Source organism: Pseudoclavibacter sp. VKM Ac-2888, assembly GCF_015351285.1.
Lineage (GTDB): Bacteria > Actinomycetota > Actinomycetes > Actinomycetales > Microbacteriaceae > Pseudoclavibacter.
Genome location: NZ_JADKSM010000003.1, coordinates 150259 through 167444 on the forward strand (window position 1 = coordinate 150259; position 17186 = coordinate 167444).

Here is a 17186-nt window from a genome sequence, read left to right on the forward strand (position 1 = left end):
CGGCTAGCGTTGCATTCGCGCGGTCCGCGGACCATCCTTCGAAAGTTCGACCCTTGGACAATTCACCTGATTCCACGCACCAATGCGTGTTTCGCCCGAACATTGGACGACAAGCATCCCCACCACGGAGCCGCGCACTTCAGGTCCACCCCATCCCGAGCGCACAACAACGCTGCTTGTGTGCACAACCGCGGCGATCTGTGACGCCTCGGGTGTGAGGTCACGGGACATCGGTGACAGTTTTGCCAGCGAATGATCTGGAGCTGAACGGTGCCACCGGCGGCTGACTGATCGCGGGACCGACATGGGCATCAACAGGCTCATTCGACGACATGCCCCGGGTTGATCAGCACGCCCACCCAACCGATAAGCCCGAGAAGTGTCACTACCGGCCCCGCTCGAACTGTCACCGATGTCCCGCGACATGACGGATGCCAAAGAGGCCACTTGGCTGGCAGCGACGGGCGTCGCTCGCCTCGAGAGCGCCACTTGCCTGGCAGCGCTCGCGCCGCAGGGCGCGTGGACGCTCGCGCCAGCGCAGCGTCGTCCAACTTGCGTGATGGATGCGCGAGAACAGCCTCGCAAGGCCCCGCCGTCCCGCATCCATCCCGGAAGTTGGTCACGCCACGAGCCGGCCGCGGCGACAGACCAACCACCGCGACCGTCCACGCCCCGCCACCCGCTCCCACCGCGAGCCTCCATCGCTGCCCGGCGAGTCGCCCTCCAGCCGGGGCATCAGCGGGGCAATTGGCTGGCAGCGATCGCGCCCGCGGCGGGACGGGGCGGGACGGGACGGGACAGGACGGGACAGGACGGGACGGCTCTCCACCCGCCCGGGCGGGGCGGGGCGGGGCGGGGCGGCTCTCCACCCGCCCGGGCGTCGGCCAGCTTGCGTGACGGATGCACCGCAGCACGTCCACCGGGCCCCACCGGGCGGCATCCATCCCGCAAGCTGGCCACGACGGCCACTGACCGAAAACGCTGCCTGCGTCTTCACCCCCGGCGAGCTCTCGCAGGGGGTGAAGACGCAGGCAGCGTTCGCCGGGGCGGCAGGCCGCCGCTGGAAGTGCTAGCTCTCGATGATGTCGATCTCGTGCAGCTCGGAGGCGCCGATCGCGTCGCGCAGCTTCGCGAGCAGCTCGTCGCTCGCGGGCTCGTCGATCGTGAGCACGGAGAGGGCCTGGCCGCCCTCTTCGTCGCGTGCGATCTGCATGCCGGCGATGTTCACACCGGCGTCGCCGAGCGCGGCACCGTAGACGGCGACGACGCCGGGGCGGTCGCTGTAGACCATCACGAGGTGGTGGTTCGCGAGCGGCACTTCGATGCTGTATCCGTTGATGCCGACGAGCTTCTCGATCTGCTTCGGGCCGGTGAGCGTGCCGGACACGGAAACCGTCTTGCCGTCGCTGAGCGTCGCGCGGAGGGTAAGCACGTTGCGGTACTCGTCGCTGTCCTCATCCGCGTTCATGCGAACCTCGAGGCCGCGCTCCTCCGCGAGGAGCGGCGCGTTCACGTAGGAGACCTGCTCGGTAACCATGTTCGTGAAGAAGCCCTTGAGCGCGGCGAGACGCAGCGCCTTGATCTCGTAGCGTGCGAGCTCGCCGTGCACCTCGATGTCGAACGCCACCGGGGAGGCGCCGATGAGGCCCTGCAGGAACTGGCCGAGCTTCTCCATGAGCGGGATGCCGGGGCGCACGTACTCGTCGATGACGCCGCCGGCGACGTTCACCGCGTCGGGCACGAGCTCGCCGGCGAGCGCGAGGCGCACGGAGCGGGCAACCGAGACGCCGGCCTTCTCCTGGGCCTCGTCGGTGGATGCGCCCAGGTGCGGCGTGAGCTGCAGGTTCGGCTGGTCGAGGAGGTCGCGGTTCGACGGCGGCTCGGTGACGAACACGTCGAGGGCGGCGCCGGCGATCTTGCCTGATTCGAGGGCGTCGCGGAGCGCGTTCTCGTCGATGATGCCGCCGCGTGAGCAGTTCACGATGCGCAGCTCGGGCTTGGCGAGCGCGAACTCCGCGTCGCCGATGAGCCCCGTCGTCTCGGGGGTGCGCGGGATGTGGATGGTGATGAAGTCGGACTGCGCCATGAGCTCTTCGAGGCTGAGGAGCTGCACGCCCAGCTGGGAGGCGCGGGCGGGCGTCACGTAGGGGTCGTAGGCGACGAGCGTCACGCCGAAGCCCTTGAGGCGGTCGACGACGAGCGTGCCGATGCGGCCGAGGCCGACGATGCCGACGGTCTTCTCGAACAGCTCGACACCCGTGTACTTCGAGCGCTTCCAGTCGCCGGCCTTCATCGACGCGTTGGCGTTCGGGATGTGGCGAGCGAGCGAGATGATGTGGCCGACCGCGAGCTCGGCGGCCGACGTGATGTTCGAGGTGGGCGCGTTGACGACCATTACGCCGGCCTTCGTGGCGGCTGGCGTGTCGACGTTGTCGAGGCCGACGCCGGCGCGCGCGATGATCTTCAGGTTCGGGGCTGCGGCGATCGCCTCGGCGTCGACCTGGGTCGCGCTGCGCACCAGGATGGCGTTGGCCTCGGCGAGTGCCTCGAGGAGCGCGGCACGGTCGGTGCCGTCGACCTGGCGGACTTCGAAGTCGGGACCGAGCGCATCCACGGTTGCGGGGGAAAGCTGCTCGGCAAGCAGAACGACGGGCTTTGACACGTGAAGAATCCTCCAGTGGAGACAGGGAGTCTGCGGGCGCAGGCCGAACCGATCCTATCGCGGGGCGCGCCAGCGGCCCGCGCCGCCGTAACACGCGGCCCCTGGCATGCGCAGAAGGGCCGGCCCCGAGCGGATGCTCTGGGCCGGCCCCGTGCAGTTCAGGACTGCGGACGGCTGGTGACGCTTAGCGCGCGACCTGTCCGTCGACGTAGTCGCTGTCGGTCTGCTTCCAGGCGAAGAGCTTGCGCAGCTCCTGGCCGGTCTTCTCGATGGGGTGCGACTCACCCTTCTTGCGGAACTCGGCGAACTCGACGCCGCCGTTGTCCTGGTCGTCGATGAAGCGCTTCGCGAAGGCGCCGGACTGGATGTCGGCGAGAACGGCCTGCATGTTCTCCTTGACGCTCGGGTCGATGACGCGCGGGCCGGAGACGTAGTCGCCGAACTCCGCCGTGTCGGAGACCGACCAGCGCTGCTTGGCGATGCCGCCCTCCCAGATGAGGTCGACGATGAGCTTCAGCTCGTGGAGCACCTCGAAGTAGGCGATCTCGGGCTGGTAGCCAGCCTCGGTGAGCGTCTCGAAGCCGTACTGGATGAGCTGCGACGTGCCGCCGCAGAGCACAGCCTGCTCGCCGAAGAGGTCGGTCTCGGTCTCCTCCGTGAAGGTCGTCTTGATGACGCCGGCACGGGTTCCGCCGATGGCGGCTGCGTAGGAGAGCGCGGTCGCCCAGGCGGTGCCGGACGCGTCGTTCTCGACGGCGATGATGTCCGGGATGCCGCGGCCTGCGACGAACTCGCGGCGCACCGTGTGGCCGGGGGCCTTCGGGGCGACGAGGATCACGTCGACGCCCTCGGGGGCGTCGATGTAGCCGAAGCGGATGTTGAAGCCGTGGGCGAACGCGAGCGTCTTGCCCTCGGTGAGCTTGTCCTTGACGCTGTCCGTGTAGATGGAGCGCTGGTGCTGGTCGGGGGCGAGGATCATGATGACGTCGGCCCACTCGGCTGCATCCGCAACGTTGAGGACCTCGAAGCCATCTTCCTGGGCCTTGGGGGCCGACTTGGAGCCGTCCTTGAGGCCGATCTTGACCTCGACGCCGGAGTCGCGAAGGTTCTGCGCGTGGGCGTGGCCCTGCGAGCCGTAGCCGACGACGGCTACCTTCTTGCTCTGGATGATGCTCAGGTCTGCGTCGGTGTCATACAGGATTTCAGCCACTTGTGTGCTCCTTGATTGTTGGCGTTCTGGCGTTTGGGTGGTGCTGAGCGGATGCGCGCGACGCGGGGGTCAGCGCGCGACCCGCTCGGTCATGGATTTGGCGCCGCGCCCGACGGCCACGAGGCCCGACTGGACGATCTCGCGGATGCCGTACGGCTCGAGCACGCGCAGGAAGGCCTGCACCTTGCCCGTGTCGCCCGTGGTCTCGATGACGAGCGCATCCGTCGCCACGTCGACGACGCGGGCCCGGAACAGGTTGACGGCTTCGATGACCTGCGAGCGCGTCGTCGCGTCGACCTTGACCTTCACGAGGAGGTGCTCGCGCTGCACGGAGGCGTCGTATTCGAGCTCGACGATCTTGATGACGTTGATGAGCTTGTTGAGCTGCTTGGTCACCTGCTCGAGCGGGAACTCCTCGACGTCCACGACGACCGTGATGCGCGAGAGCCCTTCGACCTCGCTCGTGCCGACGGCGAGCGACTCGATGTTGAAGCCTCGGCGGGCGAACAGCCCGGCGACGCGCGTCAGGAGGCCCGGCTTGTCCTCGACGAGGAGGGAAAGTACGTGCTTCGACATGTTCTACTCCCCCTCGAAGGTCGGGCTGTGTTCCTTGGCGTACTGGACGAAGCTGTTCGAGACGCCCTGCGGCACCATCGGCCACACCATGGCGTCGGCGCTCACGACGAAGTCGATGACGACGCTGCGGTCGTTGGTCTCGAGTGCGAGCTTGATCGCGGCGTCGATCTCCTCCTCCTTCGTGACGCGGATGCCGAGCGCCCCGTAGGCGTCGGCGAGCTTCACGAAGTCGGGGATGCGGACCGTCTCGTGCCCCGTGTTGAGGTCGGTGTTCGAGTGGCGTCCGTCGTAGAAGAGCGTCTGCCACTGTCGCACCATGCCGAGCGACGAGTTGTTGATGATCGCGACCTTGATGGGGATGTCGTTGATCGCGCAGGTCGCGAGTTCCTGGTTGGTCATCTGGAAGCATCCGTCGCCGTCGATCGCCCACACCGTGCGGTGCGGTTCGGCGACCTTGGCGCCCATCGCAGCTGGGATGGCGTAGCCCATGGTGCCGGCGCCGCCGGAGTTGAGCCACGCGTTGGGACGCTCGTACTTGACGAACTGCGCCGCCCACATCTGGTGCTGGCCGACGCCCGCCGCGTAGATGGCTTCGGGCCCGGTGAGCTCGCTGATGCGCTGGATGATGCGCTGCGGCGAGAGGAGGCCGTCGCTCGGCTCGGTGAAGCCGAGCGGGAACTCCGCCTTGAGGCCGTTGAGGTAGGTCCACCACTCTTCGAGGCGCGAGGCCTCCGCGGGAGCGTGGTCGGTGACGGCGGCGAGGAGGTCGATGGCGACCTCGCGCGCGTCACCCACGATCGGCACGTCGGCCGTGCGGATCTTGGAGATCTCGGCGGGGTCGATGTCGACGTGGATGACCTTGGCGTTCGGCGCGAAGAGCGCCGACTTGCCGGTCACTCGGTCGTCGAAGCGGGCGCCGATCGTGATGAGCAGGTCGGCTTCCTGCAGCGAGAGCACCGCGGGTACCGTGCCGTGCATTCCGGGCATGCCGAGCATCTGCGGGTGCGAGTCGGGGAACGCGCCGCGTGCCATGAGCGTCGTGACGGCCGGCGCACCGGTCTTCTCGACGAGGCGCTGCACTTCGGCGGACGCACCGGAGCGGACGATGCCGCCGCCGAGGTAGAAGACGGGCTTCTTGGCCTGCGCGATGAGCTGCGCCGCGGCGAGGATCTGCTTGCCGTGCGCCTTCATGACCGGGCGGTAGCCGGGCAGGTCGAGCTTCACCGGCCAGACGTACGGTGCCTTCTTCTGCTGCGCGTCCTTCGTGATGTCGACGAGCACGGGCCCGGGACGACCGGTCGACGCGATGTGGTACGCCGCGGCGATGGCCGCCGGGATCTCCTCCGGCGTGCGGACGAGGATGCTGTGCTTCGTCACCGGCATGGTGATGCCGATGATGTCGGCCTCCTGGAAGGCGTCCGTTCCCATGAGGTGCGAGAACACCTGGCCGGTGATGGCCAGCAGCGGCACCGAGTCCATGTAGGCGTCGGCGATCGCGGTGACGAGGTTCGTTGCGCCTGGGCCGCTCGTCGCGATGCAGACGCCGGTGCGGCCACTCGCCGAGGCGTAGCCCTCGGCGGCATGGCCGGCGCCCTGCTCGTGGCGAACCAGGATGTGGCGGAGCTTGGTGCTGTCGAGGAGTGGGTCGTACACCTCGATGATGGCGCCACCCGGCAGTCCGAAGACGTCCGTGACCCCGAGGTTCTCGAGGGTGCGGACGACAGCCTGGGCTCCGGTCAGCATCTCGGGCTCGTGCCCAGCGGAGGGTGGTGACGCCGCGGCGATGCGGGCGGCAGTTTCCTGCGTCATGAGATCCGTTCTTCTTCGTACTCGATGAGTCGAGCGCGGTCGATGAGGGCCAGCACTGAGGGCTAGCCCGTGGTCGCGCCCTCGGACGCGCTGCGAACGAGCTTCGAGTATTTCGCAAGCACGCCGCGCGTGAACTTCGGAGGGAGCGGTTCCCAGCCTTCTCGGCGGGAGGCGAGCTCAGCTTCGTCGACGAGTAGGTCGATCGAGCGAGCCGCGATGTCGACCCGAATCAGATCTCCACTGCGGACGAAAGCGATAGGACCTTGGTCGACCGCTTCCGGTGCAATGTGGCCGATGCACAGGCCGGTTGTGCCGCCTGAGAATCGTCCGTCCGTCAAGAGTAGTACATCCTTGCCGAGACCTGCGCCCTTGATGGCCGCCGTGATAGCGAGCATCTCGCGCATGCCCGGTCCGCCCTTCGGGCCCTCGTAGCGGATGACGATGACGTCGCCCGCTTCGATCTCGCCGTTCGTGAGGGCATCCATCGCGCCGCGCTCGCGCTCGAAGACACGTGCTGGGCCCTCGAAGACGTCGGCGTCGAAGCCCGCCGTCTTGACGACCGCGCCCTCGGGAGCGAGGGAGCCGTGCAGCACCGTGATGCCGCCGGTCGCGTGGATGGGGTTGCTGACCGTGTGCACGACGTCGCCGTCGACGGGGTCGGGATTGAGGTCGCGGAGGTTCTCGGCGAGCGTCTTGCCCGTCACCGTGAGCGCGTCGCCGTGCATGAGGCCCTCGTCGAGGAGCGCCTTCATGACGACGGGGATGCCGCCGTGGCGGTCGACGTCGTTCATGACGTACTTGCCGAAGGGCTTCATGTCGGCGATGTGGGGAACCTTGTCGCCGATGCGGTTGAAGTCGTGCAGGGTGACGTCGACCTGCGCCTCGCGGGCGATCGCGAGGAGGTGGAGCACGACGTTGGTCGATCCGCCGAGTGCCATCGCGATCGCGATCGCGTTCTCGAAGGCCTCCTTCGTGAGGATGTCGCCCGTCGTGATGCCCTGGCGGAGCAGGTTGACCACTGCCTCGCCGGAGCGGTGGGCGAACGCGTCGCGACGGCGGTCGGCCGATGCGGGGGCCGCCGAGCCCGGCAGGCTGAGGCCGAGGGCCTCAGCGACGGAGGCCATCGTGTTGGCCGTGTACATGCCACCGCAGGCGCCCTCGCCTGGCGCGAAGGCGCATTCGATTCGCTTCAGGTCGGACTCGGACATCTTGCCGGCCTTCGTGGCGCCGACCGCCTCGAAGGAGTCGATGATCGTGATGTCCTTCTCGGTGCCGTCCGAGAGCTTCACCCAGCCCGGCGCGATGGACCCCGCGTAGAGGAACACGCTCGAGAGGTCGAGGCGTGCGGAAGCCATGAGCATTCCGGGGATCGACTTGTCGCATCCCGCGAGCAGGACCGTGCCGTCGAGGCGCTCGGCCATGACGACGGTCTCGACGGAGTCGGCGATGACCTCGCGCGAGACGAGCGAGAAGTGCATGCCCTCGTGGCCCATCGAGATGCCGTCGGAGACGGAGACGGTGCCGAACTGCAGCGGGTAGCCGCCGCCCGAGTGCACGCCCTCCTTCGCGCCCTGCGCGAGGCGGTTGAGGGAGAGGTTGCAGGGGGTGATCTCGTTCCACGAGGACGCGATGCCGATCTGCGGCTTGTCCCAGTCCTCGTCGCCCATGCCCACGGCGCGGAGCATGCCGCGCGACGTGGTGGCTTCGATGCCGTCGGTGACGACCCGACTGCGTGGCTTGATGTCGATTTCTGGCTCAGGCATGCCCGCCATTCTACGCCGCGGCGACGGCCGGGCAGTGCCGTGGCGACGGGCTACTTCTCGCCGTGCCCGAGGCCCTCGTGCTCGGGTGCCGGCTCTCGTTCCGGCTGGCCGGTCCGGACGGCGTGCGCCCGAGTCAGTTCGTCGTCCGTGCGGCGCTGCGCGCTCTCGACGGCGGCCGCGAGCTCGTCGGCGTACAGGGGCACGTTGTCGAACTGCCTGCTGCGGTAGCCGGCTCGCGCGAGCATCGTCGCACCCGCCGGGGTCGTCAGCATCTGGAAGAACATGATCGGAATGAGGAACAGGATCGTCGGCAGGTGCGTCTGCTGGACGGCGAGGCCGATGAGCAGGAACATGAGCCCGGCGATCTGCGGCTTCGTCTGCGCGTGCATGCGCATGAGCACGTCCGAGAAGCGCATGAGGCCGACGCCCGCGGCGAGCGACAGCAGCGCGCCGAGGCCAAGGCAGACGAGGGAGATGACGTCGAGGATCTCGAGCGGCCCCTCGGTGAGGAGCCCCCCGGATGCGAGAAGCGGGTCAGAAGCGCTCACTGGCGTTGGCCTCCTGCCTGGTGACGTGCCTGGCCACTGCGACCGAGGCGATGAACGCGGTCATCGCGAGTGCGAGGACCAGCGGGAGGGTGTCCGTGTGGCCGCGGATGATCATGTCGGCGACGAGCACGCAGATGAGGATCGTGAGGAGCGCGTCGGACGCGACCATGCGGTCGATGATGGAGGGGCCGCGGATGATGCGGATCACCGCGAGCAGCGCGGCGACCGCGAACATCGTGCCGAAGATCCAGACGAGCACGTCGACGACCATCACTTGTTCCCCTCCGGAGCCGTTGAGCGGCTGCCCGCCGCGCCCTCGATGAAGACGGGCATGTCGTGCGCGAACTGCTTGTCGCGGATGCCCTCGTGCTTCTTCTGCGCTGGCGACTGGCCGATGGGGCCGAGGCCGCGGCGCACCCGGTCTCGGTTGACTCGCCAGAGGTCGTCGCGTGTGCCCAGGGCGAGCGCGAGGCCCTCCTCGACGTCGAGCGCGAGCGCCTTGACGGACTCGACGGCCTCGTCGGTGGAGGCATCGAGCACGTGCAGGTACAGCACGGAGTGCATCCGGTCGACCTCGACCACCATGGAGCCGGGGATGAGCATGTTCACCTCGGCGGTGAGCGTGAGCACGAAGTCGCTGCGCGTGCGCAGCTGCACCGAGACCACGGAGCCGAGTGGCGGCTTCGCGGGCCGGAACGCCAGCCACGCGACGATGAGGGATGCGCTCACAAGGCGGTAGAGGAACTTCACGAAGAAGACGAGACTCCACCACAGGTTGAAGCGACCCGAGAGGTCGACCGCCGGCAGGTAGAAGACCTCGACGATGATGACCGAGAAGATGATCCCGGTGACGACGCTGATGACGTCGACGTGCCCCCACAGCACCAGCCAGAACGCGACGAGCGCGAGCAGCAGCGGCAGCTGGACGAGGATGGCGTGGCGCCTCGGCTTGCGGGCGCTGACGTCTTTCACCTTCATGGCTTGAGCACCTCCCCGTTGGAGACCGAGCTGATGTACTCGGCGGGTACCAGGTCGAACGCGGCCGTCTCGGACCATTCGTAGATGGGGCCGGCGAAGACCGTGATGGCGACGCTCACGGCGACCATGGTGGTCGTCGCGATCGTCATGAGGCGCGACGAGGACTTCGTCTCGGTCACGACGGCGGACTCGGGGGTGTCGGAGATGCGCTCTGTCATGGGCGACGAGAAGTCGACGACCTGCTCCTGCGTGCGCCAGAAGCCGAGGTTCCAGACGCGGATGAGGGCGTAGAGCGTCAGGAGGCTCGTCACGGCACCCGCGCCGATGAGCACGTAGCTGAGCACGCTGCCCTCCGCCGCGCCAGCGGTGAAGAGGCCGACCTTGCCGATGAAGCCCGAGAACGGCGGGATGCCGCCGAGGTTGAGCATCGGGATGAAGAACAGCACCGCCACGAACGGCGCGCGCTTGAGCATCCCGCCCAGGTGCGTGAGCGAGGACGAGCCCGCGATGCGCTCGATGAGGCCCGTGACGAGGAACAGGGCCGTCTGCACGATGATGTGGTGGACGATGTAGAACACCGTCGCGGCGTCACCGAGCTCCGTGCCGAGCGCGACGCCGAAGATCATGTAGCCGATGTGGCTGACGAGCGTGAACGACAGCATTCGACGGATGCCGGCCTGCGCCACGGCGCCGAGGATGCCGACGACCATCGTCAGCAGCGCTATGACCATGAGCAGCACGGAGATGTCGTTGTCCCAGAACAGCAGCGTCTCGGTGCGCAGGATGGCGTACACGCCCACCTTGGTGAGCAGGCCCGCGAACACGGCCGTCACCGGTGCTGGCGCCGACGGGTACGAGTCCGGCAGCCAGAAGGACAGTGGGAAGAGCGCCGCCTTGATGGCGAACGCGATGAGGAGCGGCATGTGCAGCATGAGCTGCACGTCCTGCGGCAGCTCGGCCATCCGCACGGCGATCTCCGCGAAGTTCACGGTGCCGACTGCGCCGTAGATGAGGGCGATCGAGCCGAGGAAGATGAACGAGGACACGAGGCTGACGACGATGTACGTCACGCCCGCCTTGATGCGCTCCGTCGTGCCGCCGAGCGTGATGAGCACGAAGCTCGACACGAGGAGGATCTCGAAGCCCACGAACATGTTGAAGAGGTCGCCGGCGATGAACGCGTTGTAGACGCCTGCCGCCAGCACGAGGTAGGTGGGGTAGAAGATGGAGACGGGTGTCTCGTCGTCGCCGTCCGCTGCGCCCTGTCCGATGGAGAACGCCATGACGGCGAGCAGCACGATGCTCGTGACGAGCACGAGCATCGCCGACAGCTGGTCGACGACCAGCGAGATGCCGAAGGGGGCGAGCCAGCCGCCGCCCTGCACGACGAGCGCCTCACCCGAGGTGTTGACGGCCACGAGCAGGCCGATGCTCACGACGAGTGCGAGCACGAGCGTTGCCTGGGCCAGGAAGATCTGGAGGCGAGCCGCGCGAGCCGCGGTCAGCGTGAGGGCCGCTCCGATGAGCGGCACGAGCACGATGAGGGGAACGAGCCAGGTCATGAGCGGTCCCCCTTCCCTGCGTCGTCGTGCGGTTCGGCGTGGTCGTCGGCGCCAGAGTCGAGTCCGACCTCGCGAGCACCGTCGGGCTGCGAGCCCTGCTCGGCTTCCGCATCCTGCTCACCAGCCCGGAACTCCTCCAGCTCCTCGTGCCGGTTGCTCGGCTCGGTGGCCTTGAGCGATGCCTCGGCGAAGCTGTCCTTGCCCGAGCCGGGTTTCGGCCCCCCGCCCATGTTGATGCGGGCGGTCGAGACCGCCGCTTCCGCGTACTCCCCGAACTCCGTGTCGCCCGAGTCGTCCTCGTCGAACTCCTCGTCGTCCTGAGACAGGTCGGCCGTGCGCATCGCGATGTCCTCTTCGTCGTCGCTCACGGTGTCGGCCTGCGCCAGGCGCCACGAGCGGTAGATGAGGGCGAGCATGAAGGCCGTCACGCCGAAGGTGATGACGATGGCCGTGAGGATGAACGCCTGTGGGATCGGGTCGGAGTAGTCCTCCGGCGCGACATCAGGGTCGTAGATGGGGGCGAGGCCGAAGCTGCCCGACATGAAGAAGAGCAGGATGTTCGTGGCGTTGCCGACGAGCAGGATCCCGAGGAGCATGCGCGTGAGGCTGCGCTCGAGGAGCAGGTAGACGCCGCACGTGTAGAGCGCGGCCATGCCGACGAGGAGCACGAGGGACAGGGTCATGAGCGGGTCACCTCCTCGGATTCGACGGGTTCGATGTCTGACTGAACGGCTTCGACCTCTTCGTTGACGCGGGCGAGCGCCCCCGTGTTGTAGCCCGTCTCGCCACCGTCCTGGGTGTCGCCCTGGAGGCCGTCGTGCTCGGCAGCCGAGTCGGAGTCGGGGGACGCATCCTGTTCGATCTGCAGGTCGATCTCCGAACCGAGGGAGCGCAGGATGTCGATGACCAGCGCGATGACGATGAGGTAGACGCCGATGTCGAAGACGGTCGACGTGACGAAGACGAACTGGCCGATGCCGGGGATGTCCTGGTCGATCCACGAGGAGGTGAAGGGCGCCTGGCCGAAGAAGATCGGCACGAGCGCCGTGAGCGTCGCGAGCAGGAACCCGATGCCGAGCAGCCGACCCGCATCCACCTTCACTGCCTCATCGAGCTCGGCCCTGCCGCCGGCCAGGTAGCGCGCGGCGAGCGCGAGGCTCGCGACGGCACCGCCCGCGAAACCGCCACCTGGGGTGTTGTGGCCGGTGAAGAGGAGGAAGAGGGACGCGATGAGCAGCGCGTGGAACACGAGCCGCACGACGACCTCGAGGATGATCGAGCGGTTGTTCGGGGCGAGCGACTTCCCGGCGATGAGCCAGACCTTGCGGCGCTCCCCCTGCAGCTTGTCTGCCTTGCCGAGCTTCTGGCCGGCGGCGCTCACGGCCGCGAGGTCGATGGGCTCGGTGACGGGGCGGGAGGCGCGCAGGAAGCGCGGGCCGCGGGCGGCGTCCACCCGCGAGCGGCCGCGGTTGTTGAGGTAGACGAGGCTCGCGACGCCCGTGGCGGCGGCGATGAGGACGGAGAGCTCCCCCATCGTGTCCCAGCCGCGGATGTCGACGAGCGTGACGTTGACGATGTTCGAGCCGTGCCCGCCCTTGAAAGCGAACTCGGGGAAGAACAGCGAGTCGGGGGAAGCCTGGCGGGAGGCGAGCGCGATCCAGGCGACGATGGCCATGACGATCCCGACGGAGCCGCCGATGAGCCAGCGCAGCCACGACGGCGGGTTCTTGAGCGCCTTGCCGTGGCGTGCCGGGAGTCGGCGCAGCACGAGGACGAACACGACGAGCGTGATGGTCTCGATGAGCGCCTGCGTGATCGCGAGGTCCGGGGCGCCGGAGAGCGCGAACAGCCCCGCCATGCCGTAGCCGGTGACGCCCACGAGGATGACGCCCTGGAAGCGCTTCTCCGAGCTCGTCACGAAGAACGCGGCGAGGATCATGATCAGGATGATCGCGATCTCCTGCCAGCGGATCTCGGTCTCGAACGCGGGCACCGGGGTGTCCATCGTGACGAGCGTGAAGACGGAGGCGACGACGAACATGATGAAGATCGACGCGAGGTAGAAGGGCAGCGAACCGCGCTGGGTGGTCGCGGTGGTGCGGGCGGCGATGACGTCGACGACGCGCATCGTGGTCCAGTAGCCGCGCGACGACTCGATGAGCGGCGGCACCTTCGCCTGGGCGCGGGCGACGGGCGCCCGCCAGAGGAAGAGCAGGCCACCGAGGATGAAGGTGCCGATCGTGATGAACAGCGCTGGCTCGAATCCGTGCCACAGGGCCAGGTAGTACGGCTTGGCGCCCGGCATCTCCGGCAGCGTGTCCGCGTACATCGCGAGCACGGGGTCGACGAGGCCGGAGGCGAAGCCGAGGCCGAGCGAGGCGGCGACGAGGATGAGCGGGGAGAACATGAAGTCGAGGTGCTCTGGCACGTAGCGGACGCGCTCGACCTCGGGCTTCGACGCGAAGGCGCCGTAGAGGAAGCGGGCCGAGTAGGCGACCGTGAACACGGTGCCGATGATGACGCCGACAAGTGCGACCCAGCCCCACATGTTGCCGGCCTCGCCCGCCTCGAGGAGGGCCGTGAGGATGGCCTCCTTGGCCACGAACGTGAACATCGGGGGCACGCCGGCCATGGCGGCGATCGCCAGCGCCGTCATCCAGAACAGCACGGGTGCGGCCTTCGCGAGGCCGGAGAGCTTGCGGATGTCGCGGGTTCCCGTGCGGTGGTCGATCATGCCGACGATGAGGAACAGCGCGGCCTTGAAGCACGCGTGGGCGATGACCATGGCGAGGCCCGCGAGCGCCGCGTCCCGCGTGCCGAAGGCGACGACGATGGTCATGAAGCCGAGCTGGCTGACGGTGCCGTAGGCGAGGATCAGCTTGAGGTCGTGCTGGCGCAGCGAACGCCACCCGCCGATGAGCATCGTCGCGATGCCGATCGTGACGAGCACCTCGCGCCAGCCGGGCATCTCCGCGTAGCCGGGTGCGAGGCGAGCGATGAGGTAGATACCGGCCTTCACCATGGCCGCGGCGTGCAGGTACGCGCTCACCGGGGTGGGCGCGGCCATCGCGGCGGGGAGCCAGAAGTGGAACGGCGCGAGGGCCGACTTCGTGACGGCACCCGCGAGCACGAGCATGATGGCCGTGATGGTGAAGCCGTCGAACTCGGGCGGGTTCGCGATGATCCCGGACAGCAGCGACGTGCCGGTCGAGGCGTGCAGCATGACGAGGCCGACGAGCATGGCGAGGCCGCCGAGCGTCGTGACGAGCAGCGCCTGCATCGCAGCACCGCGGCTCGCGCGCTTCGACGAGTAGTGCCCGATGAGCAGGAAGGAGAGCACGCTCGTCGCTTCCCAGAAGATGAAGAGGAGGTAGATGTCGTCGGCGAGCACGAGGCCGAACATGACGCCGGCGAAGGCGAGCAGCACCGCGGCGAAGCGGCCGATGTCGGGCTCGTCCGGCTTGAAGTAGCGGCCGCAGTAGACGAGCACCAGCGAGCCGATGCCCGTGACGATGAGCGTCATGACCCAGGCGAGCACGTCCATCCGCATGGCGATGGCGATGTCGATCTGCGGGATCCAGGGGATGCTCTCGACGAGCACCTCGCCACTCAGGATGCGCGGACCGAGCAGCGCGGTCCAGACGAAGGCGACGGCGGGGACGGCGGCGGCGACGAGGAACGTCACGTTCCGAAGCCACCTGTGGAGCACCGGAATGAGGATGCTCGCGCCGAGGAAGATAGCCAGGAACGCGATCATTCGGCCTCCTGGAGCTCATGCAGCGGTGTGGACAGATTTATTTTACCTGGCAGTTGACTGCGTGTGTGCCGAATGCCGTTCTCGGTAGCGTGTGTGCATGCAGCTCTCACCGCCAGGACTCCAGCCCACGGCGACTCAGGCGCGTGCTCTCGCGCCGGATGCGGCTCGAGGTTTCGCCCTCCTCTTCATCGCGATCGCGAACCTCACCGTGTACCTGTACGGCAGGGAACAGGGCATCCTGTTCCGCCCGCTGGACCCCGTCGTCGGCGACCGCATCGCCGATGTCCTCGGTGCGCTCTTCATCGACAACCGCAGCTTCCCTCTCTTCTCGCTGCTGTTCGCGTACGGCTTACATCAGCTCGTCACCCGCGAGGAGCGCAGGGGCACGCCGTGGCCGGTGGTGCGCGGGCTCCTCGCGAAGCGCAACACGTGGCTGTTCGTGTTCGGTGCACTCCACGGGCTCCTCCTCTTCATGGGCGACATCATGCACACGTACGCCCTCGCAGGCTTCGTCCTCATCCTGCTGATGCGCTCACCGAGCTGGGTACTCTGGCTCGTCTTCGGCATCACCGCCCCGCTCGCCATCGCGTTCGGCAGCGGCGACGGGGCTGCGGCGTCCGGGCTCAGCGAGATGGAGACGGGGGCTGTCGTCCAGATGCCGTCGGTCCTGAGCGAGACGTTCCTGGATGCGCAGGCCGCGCGGGTGGGCGAGTTCCTGCCGTTCCTGGCGTTCGCGCCGCTCACGGTGCTCGGAGTCCTCCCACCCATGATGCTCGGCCTCATCATGGCGAGGCACAAGCTCCTCGAACGCCCGTGGGAGCACGCTCGCACCGTGCGCCTCATCGCGACGGCCGGCATCGCGGCGGCCGTCATCGGCGGGATCCCGTTCGCCCTGGGGCTCGCGTTCGGCTTCGAGCCTGGCCCGGTGTGGTTCCTGGCCGGATCGCTGCACTCCGCCACCGGCATCCTGGCCGGGGCTGGCTACGCGGCGCTCTTCGCCCTCATCGTCGCCCGCAGCCAGCGGGCCGGGACCGCGCCCGGCCCCATCGTCGGGGCACTGACCGCCCTCGGGCGCCGCTCCATGTCCGGCTACCTGGCACAGTCCGTCATCTTCCTGCTCCTCATGCCCGCCTGGTCGCTCGGTCTGGGCGGCACGGTCGGCACCGGTGGCGCGTTCCTCATCGGGGCCGGCGCCTGGCTCGCGACGCTCCTCGGCGCCGTCCTGCTCGAGCGGGCTGGCAAGCCGGGACCGGCCGAGTGGGCCATCCGCAGACTCAGCTACGGCAAGCCTCCCGCGAGCGCCACACCGTCCCCGCACAGCTGACGCCAGCCGCGGTCGTACGATGAGCCGCATGCAGACGAAGAGGCTCTACCGCGAAGGAAAGCGAGTCGAAGGTGAGCATTCGCTGACGGCCCTCGCCGAGCACCGAGCATCCGCGAACTGCACCGCCTGGGTCGACCTGACGCTCGACGAGGAGGGTGCCCTCGACGAGCTGGCGACGCTCCTCGACCTGCACCAGCTCGCGGTCGAGGACGCACGGTCCCACCTCGAGCGGCCTCGGCTCGCCAGATTCGACTCGCACCTCCTGCTGACGCTCTCGGCGTCGGAGTGCGACGAGGAGGGCACCGTCGAGATCTCGCGGCTGACGGCCTTCATCCTGCCCGGCATCCTCATCACCGTGCACGAGGATCGCTTCCCCATCGACGCGGTCGCGAAGCGGCTCGACGACAACGAGGAGCTCTCCACCTACGGGGTCCCGTGGCTCGTGTGGGCGCTGCTCGACATCGTCGTCGACAGCCACACCGACTCGGTCGAGCGGCTCGACGAGGTCATCGAGGCGCTCAGCGACGGCCTCTTCAGCGAACGGCCCGACACCAGCGAGGTGCAGCGGCGCGCATTCACCCTGCGCCGCAGCGTCTCCAAGCTGCGCCACGCGACGCTCCCCCTCAAGGAGGTCATCACCCTCCTCATCCACCAGGGAGAGGAGAAGGTGGCGCCGGAGCTGCACCCCTACTTCGCCGACGTCGGAGACCATGCTGGCCTTGCCGCCGACTGGTCGGAGACACTCGCCGACCACATCTCGACGGCCATCGAGACCAGCATCGCCCTGCAGGGCAACAAGATGAACGAGATCATGAAGAAGGTCACGGGCTGGGCGGCGATCATCGCCGTCCCGACAGCCATCACGGGCTTCTTCGGCATGAACGTCGACTTCCCCGGCCACGACCAGGTCGAGGGCCTCATCGCGTCCGTCACCCTCGTCATCGGCTCCTCCGTCGTGCTCTACATCGTGTTCAAGAGGCGCGACTGGCTGTAGGCG

13 protein-coding genes are annotated in these 17186 nt (G+C 68.1%); 2 read left to right on the plus strand and 11 right to left on the minus strand.

From position 1 onward, the window contains the following. Nucleotides 1-1069: 1069 nt before the first annotated feature. The 11 genes from serA to ITJ61_RS18125 all read right to left on the minus strand — a co-directional run bounded on the left by serA (nt 1070) and on the right by ITJ61_RS18125 (nt 14865). Complete coding sequence (gene serA, locus ITJ61_RS18075) at nt 1070-2662, minus strand: phosphoglycerate dehydrogenase (RefSeq protein WP_104240430.1); 1593 nt, start codon at nt 2660-2662, stop codon at nt 1070-1072. 184 nt (nt 2663-2846) lie between these two features. After that, on the minus strand, nt 2847-3872 hold the full coding sequence (ilvC, locus tag ITJ61_RS18080) for a ketol-acid reductoisomerase (RefSeq protein WP_104240429.1): 1026 nt from the start codon (nt 3870-3872) through the stop codon (nt 2847-2849). A 69-nt stretch (nt 3873-3941) separates the two neighbouring features. Beyond that, nucleotides 3942-4448: an acetolactate synthase small subunit gene (gene ilvN / locus ITJ61_RS18085; protein ID WP_104240428.1), complete on the minus strand. Its 507-nt coding sequence runs from the start codon at nt 4446-4448 to the stop codon at nt 3942-3944. A 3-nt stretch (nt 4449-4451) separates the two neighbouring features. Then, nucleotides 4452-6257: an acetolactate synthase large subunit gene (locus ITJ61_RS18090; RefSeq protein WP_104306086.1), complete on the minus strand. Its 1806-nt coding sequence runs from the start codon at nt 6255-6257 to the stop codon at nt 4452-4454. Nucleotides 6258-6319: 62 nt separating this feature from the next. Beyond that, a complete protein-coding gene (gene ilvD / locus ITJ61_RS18095) occupies nt 6320-8020 on the minus strand; it encodes a dihydroxy-acid dehydratase (protein WP_104240426.1) in 1701 nt (566 codons plus the stop codon). 50 nt (nt 8021-8070) lie between these two features. Further along, entirely contained in the window at nt 8071-8568 is a 498-nt protein-coding gene (gene mnhG, locus ITJ61_RS18100; RefSeq protein WP_104298332.1) for a monovalent cation/H(+) antiporter subunit G, read from the minus strand. After that, a complete protein-coding gene (locus tag ITJ61_RS18105) occupies nt 8555-8839 on the minus strand; it encodes a monovalent cation/H+ antiporter complex subunit F (protein WP_104240424.1) in 285 nt (94 codons plus the stop codon). The genes mnhG and ITJ61_RS18105 overlap by 14 nt, the downstream gene beginning before the upstream one ends. Continuing rightward, nucleotides 8839-9546 (minus strand): Na+/H+ antiporter subunit E, encoded by a 708-nt coding sequence (locus ITJ61_RS18110; protein ID WP_104306085.1) that lies wholly within the window; start codon nt 9544-9546, stop codon nt 8839-8841. The genes ITJ61_RS18105 and ITJ61_RS18110 overlap by 1 nt, the downstream gene beginning before the upstream one ends. After that, nucleotides 9543-11108 (minus strand): Na+/H+ antiporter subunit D, encoded by a 1566-nt coding sequence (locus ITJ61_RS18115; protein WP_104240422.1) that lies wholly within the window; start codon nt 11106-11108, stop codon nt 9543-9545. Before ITJ61_RS18115 ends, ITJ61_RS18110 begins: the two co-directional genes overlap by 4 nt. Further along, entirely contained in the window at nt 11105-11791 is a 687-nt protein-coding gene (locus ITJ61_RS18120; protein ID WP_104306084.1) for a Na(+)/H(+) antiporter subunit C, read from the minus strand. The genes ITJ61_RS18115 and ITJ61_RS18120 overlap by 4 nt, the downstream gene beginning before the upstream one ends. Continuing rightward, nucleotides 11788-14865: a Na+/H+ antiporter subunit A gene (locus ITJ61_RS18125; RefSeq protein ID WP_194687053.1), complete on the minus strand. Its 3078-nt coding sequence runs from the start codon at nt 14863-14865 to the stop codon at nt 11788-11790. The genes ITJ61_RS18120 and ITJ61_RS18125 overlap by 4 nt, the downstream gene beginning before the upstream one ends. A gap of 97 nt (nt 14866-14962) precedes the next feature. Between ITJ61_RS18125 and ITJ61_RS18130 the strand changes: the two genes are divergently transcribed. Then, the gene (locus ITJ61_RS18130; RefSeq protein ID WP_194687054.1) at nt 14963-16189 is read left to right on the plus strand and encodes a DUF418 domain-containing protein; all 1227 of its coding nucleotides are present in this window, start codon (nt 14963-14965) and stop codon (nt 16187-16189) included. Between the two features lie 28 nt (nt 16190-16217). Beyond that, entirely contained in the window at nt 16218-17183 is a 966-nt protein-coding gene (locus ITJ61_RS18135) for a magnesium transporter CorA family protein (protein WP_194687055.1), read from the plus strand. Nucleotides 17184-17186 lie beyond the last annotated feature (3 nt).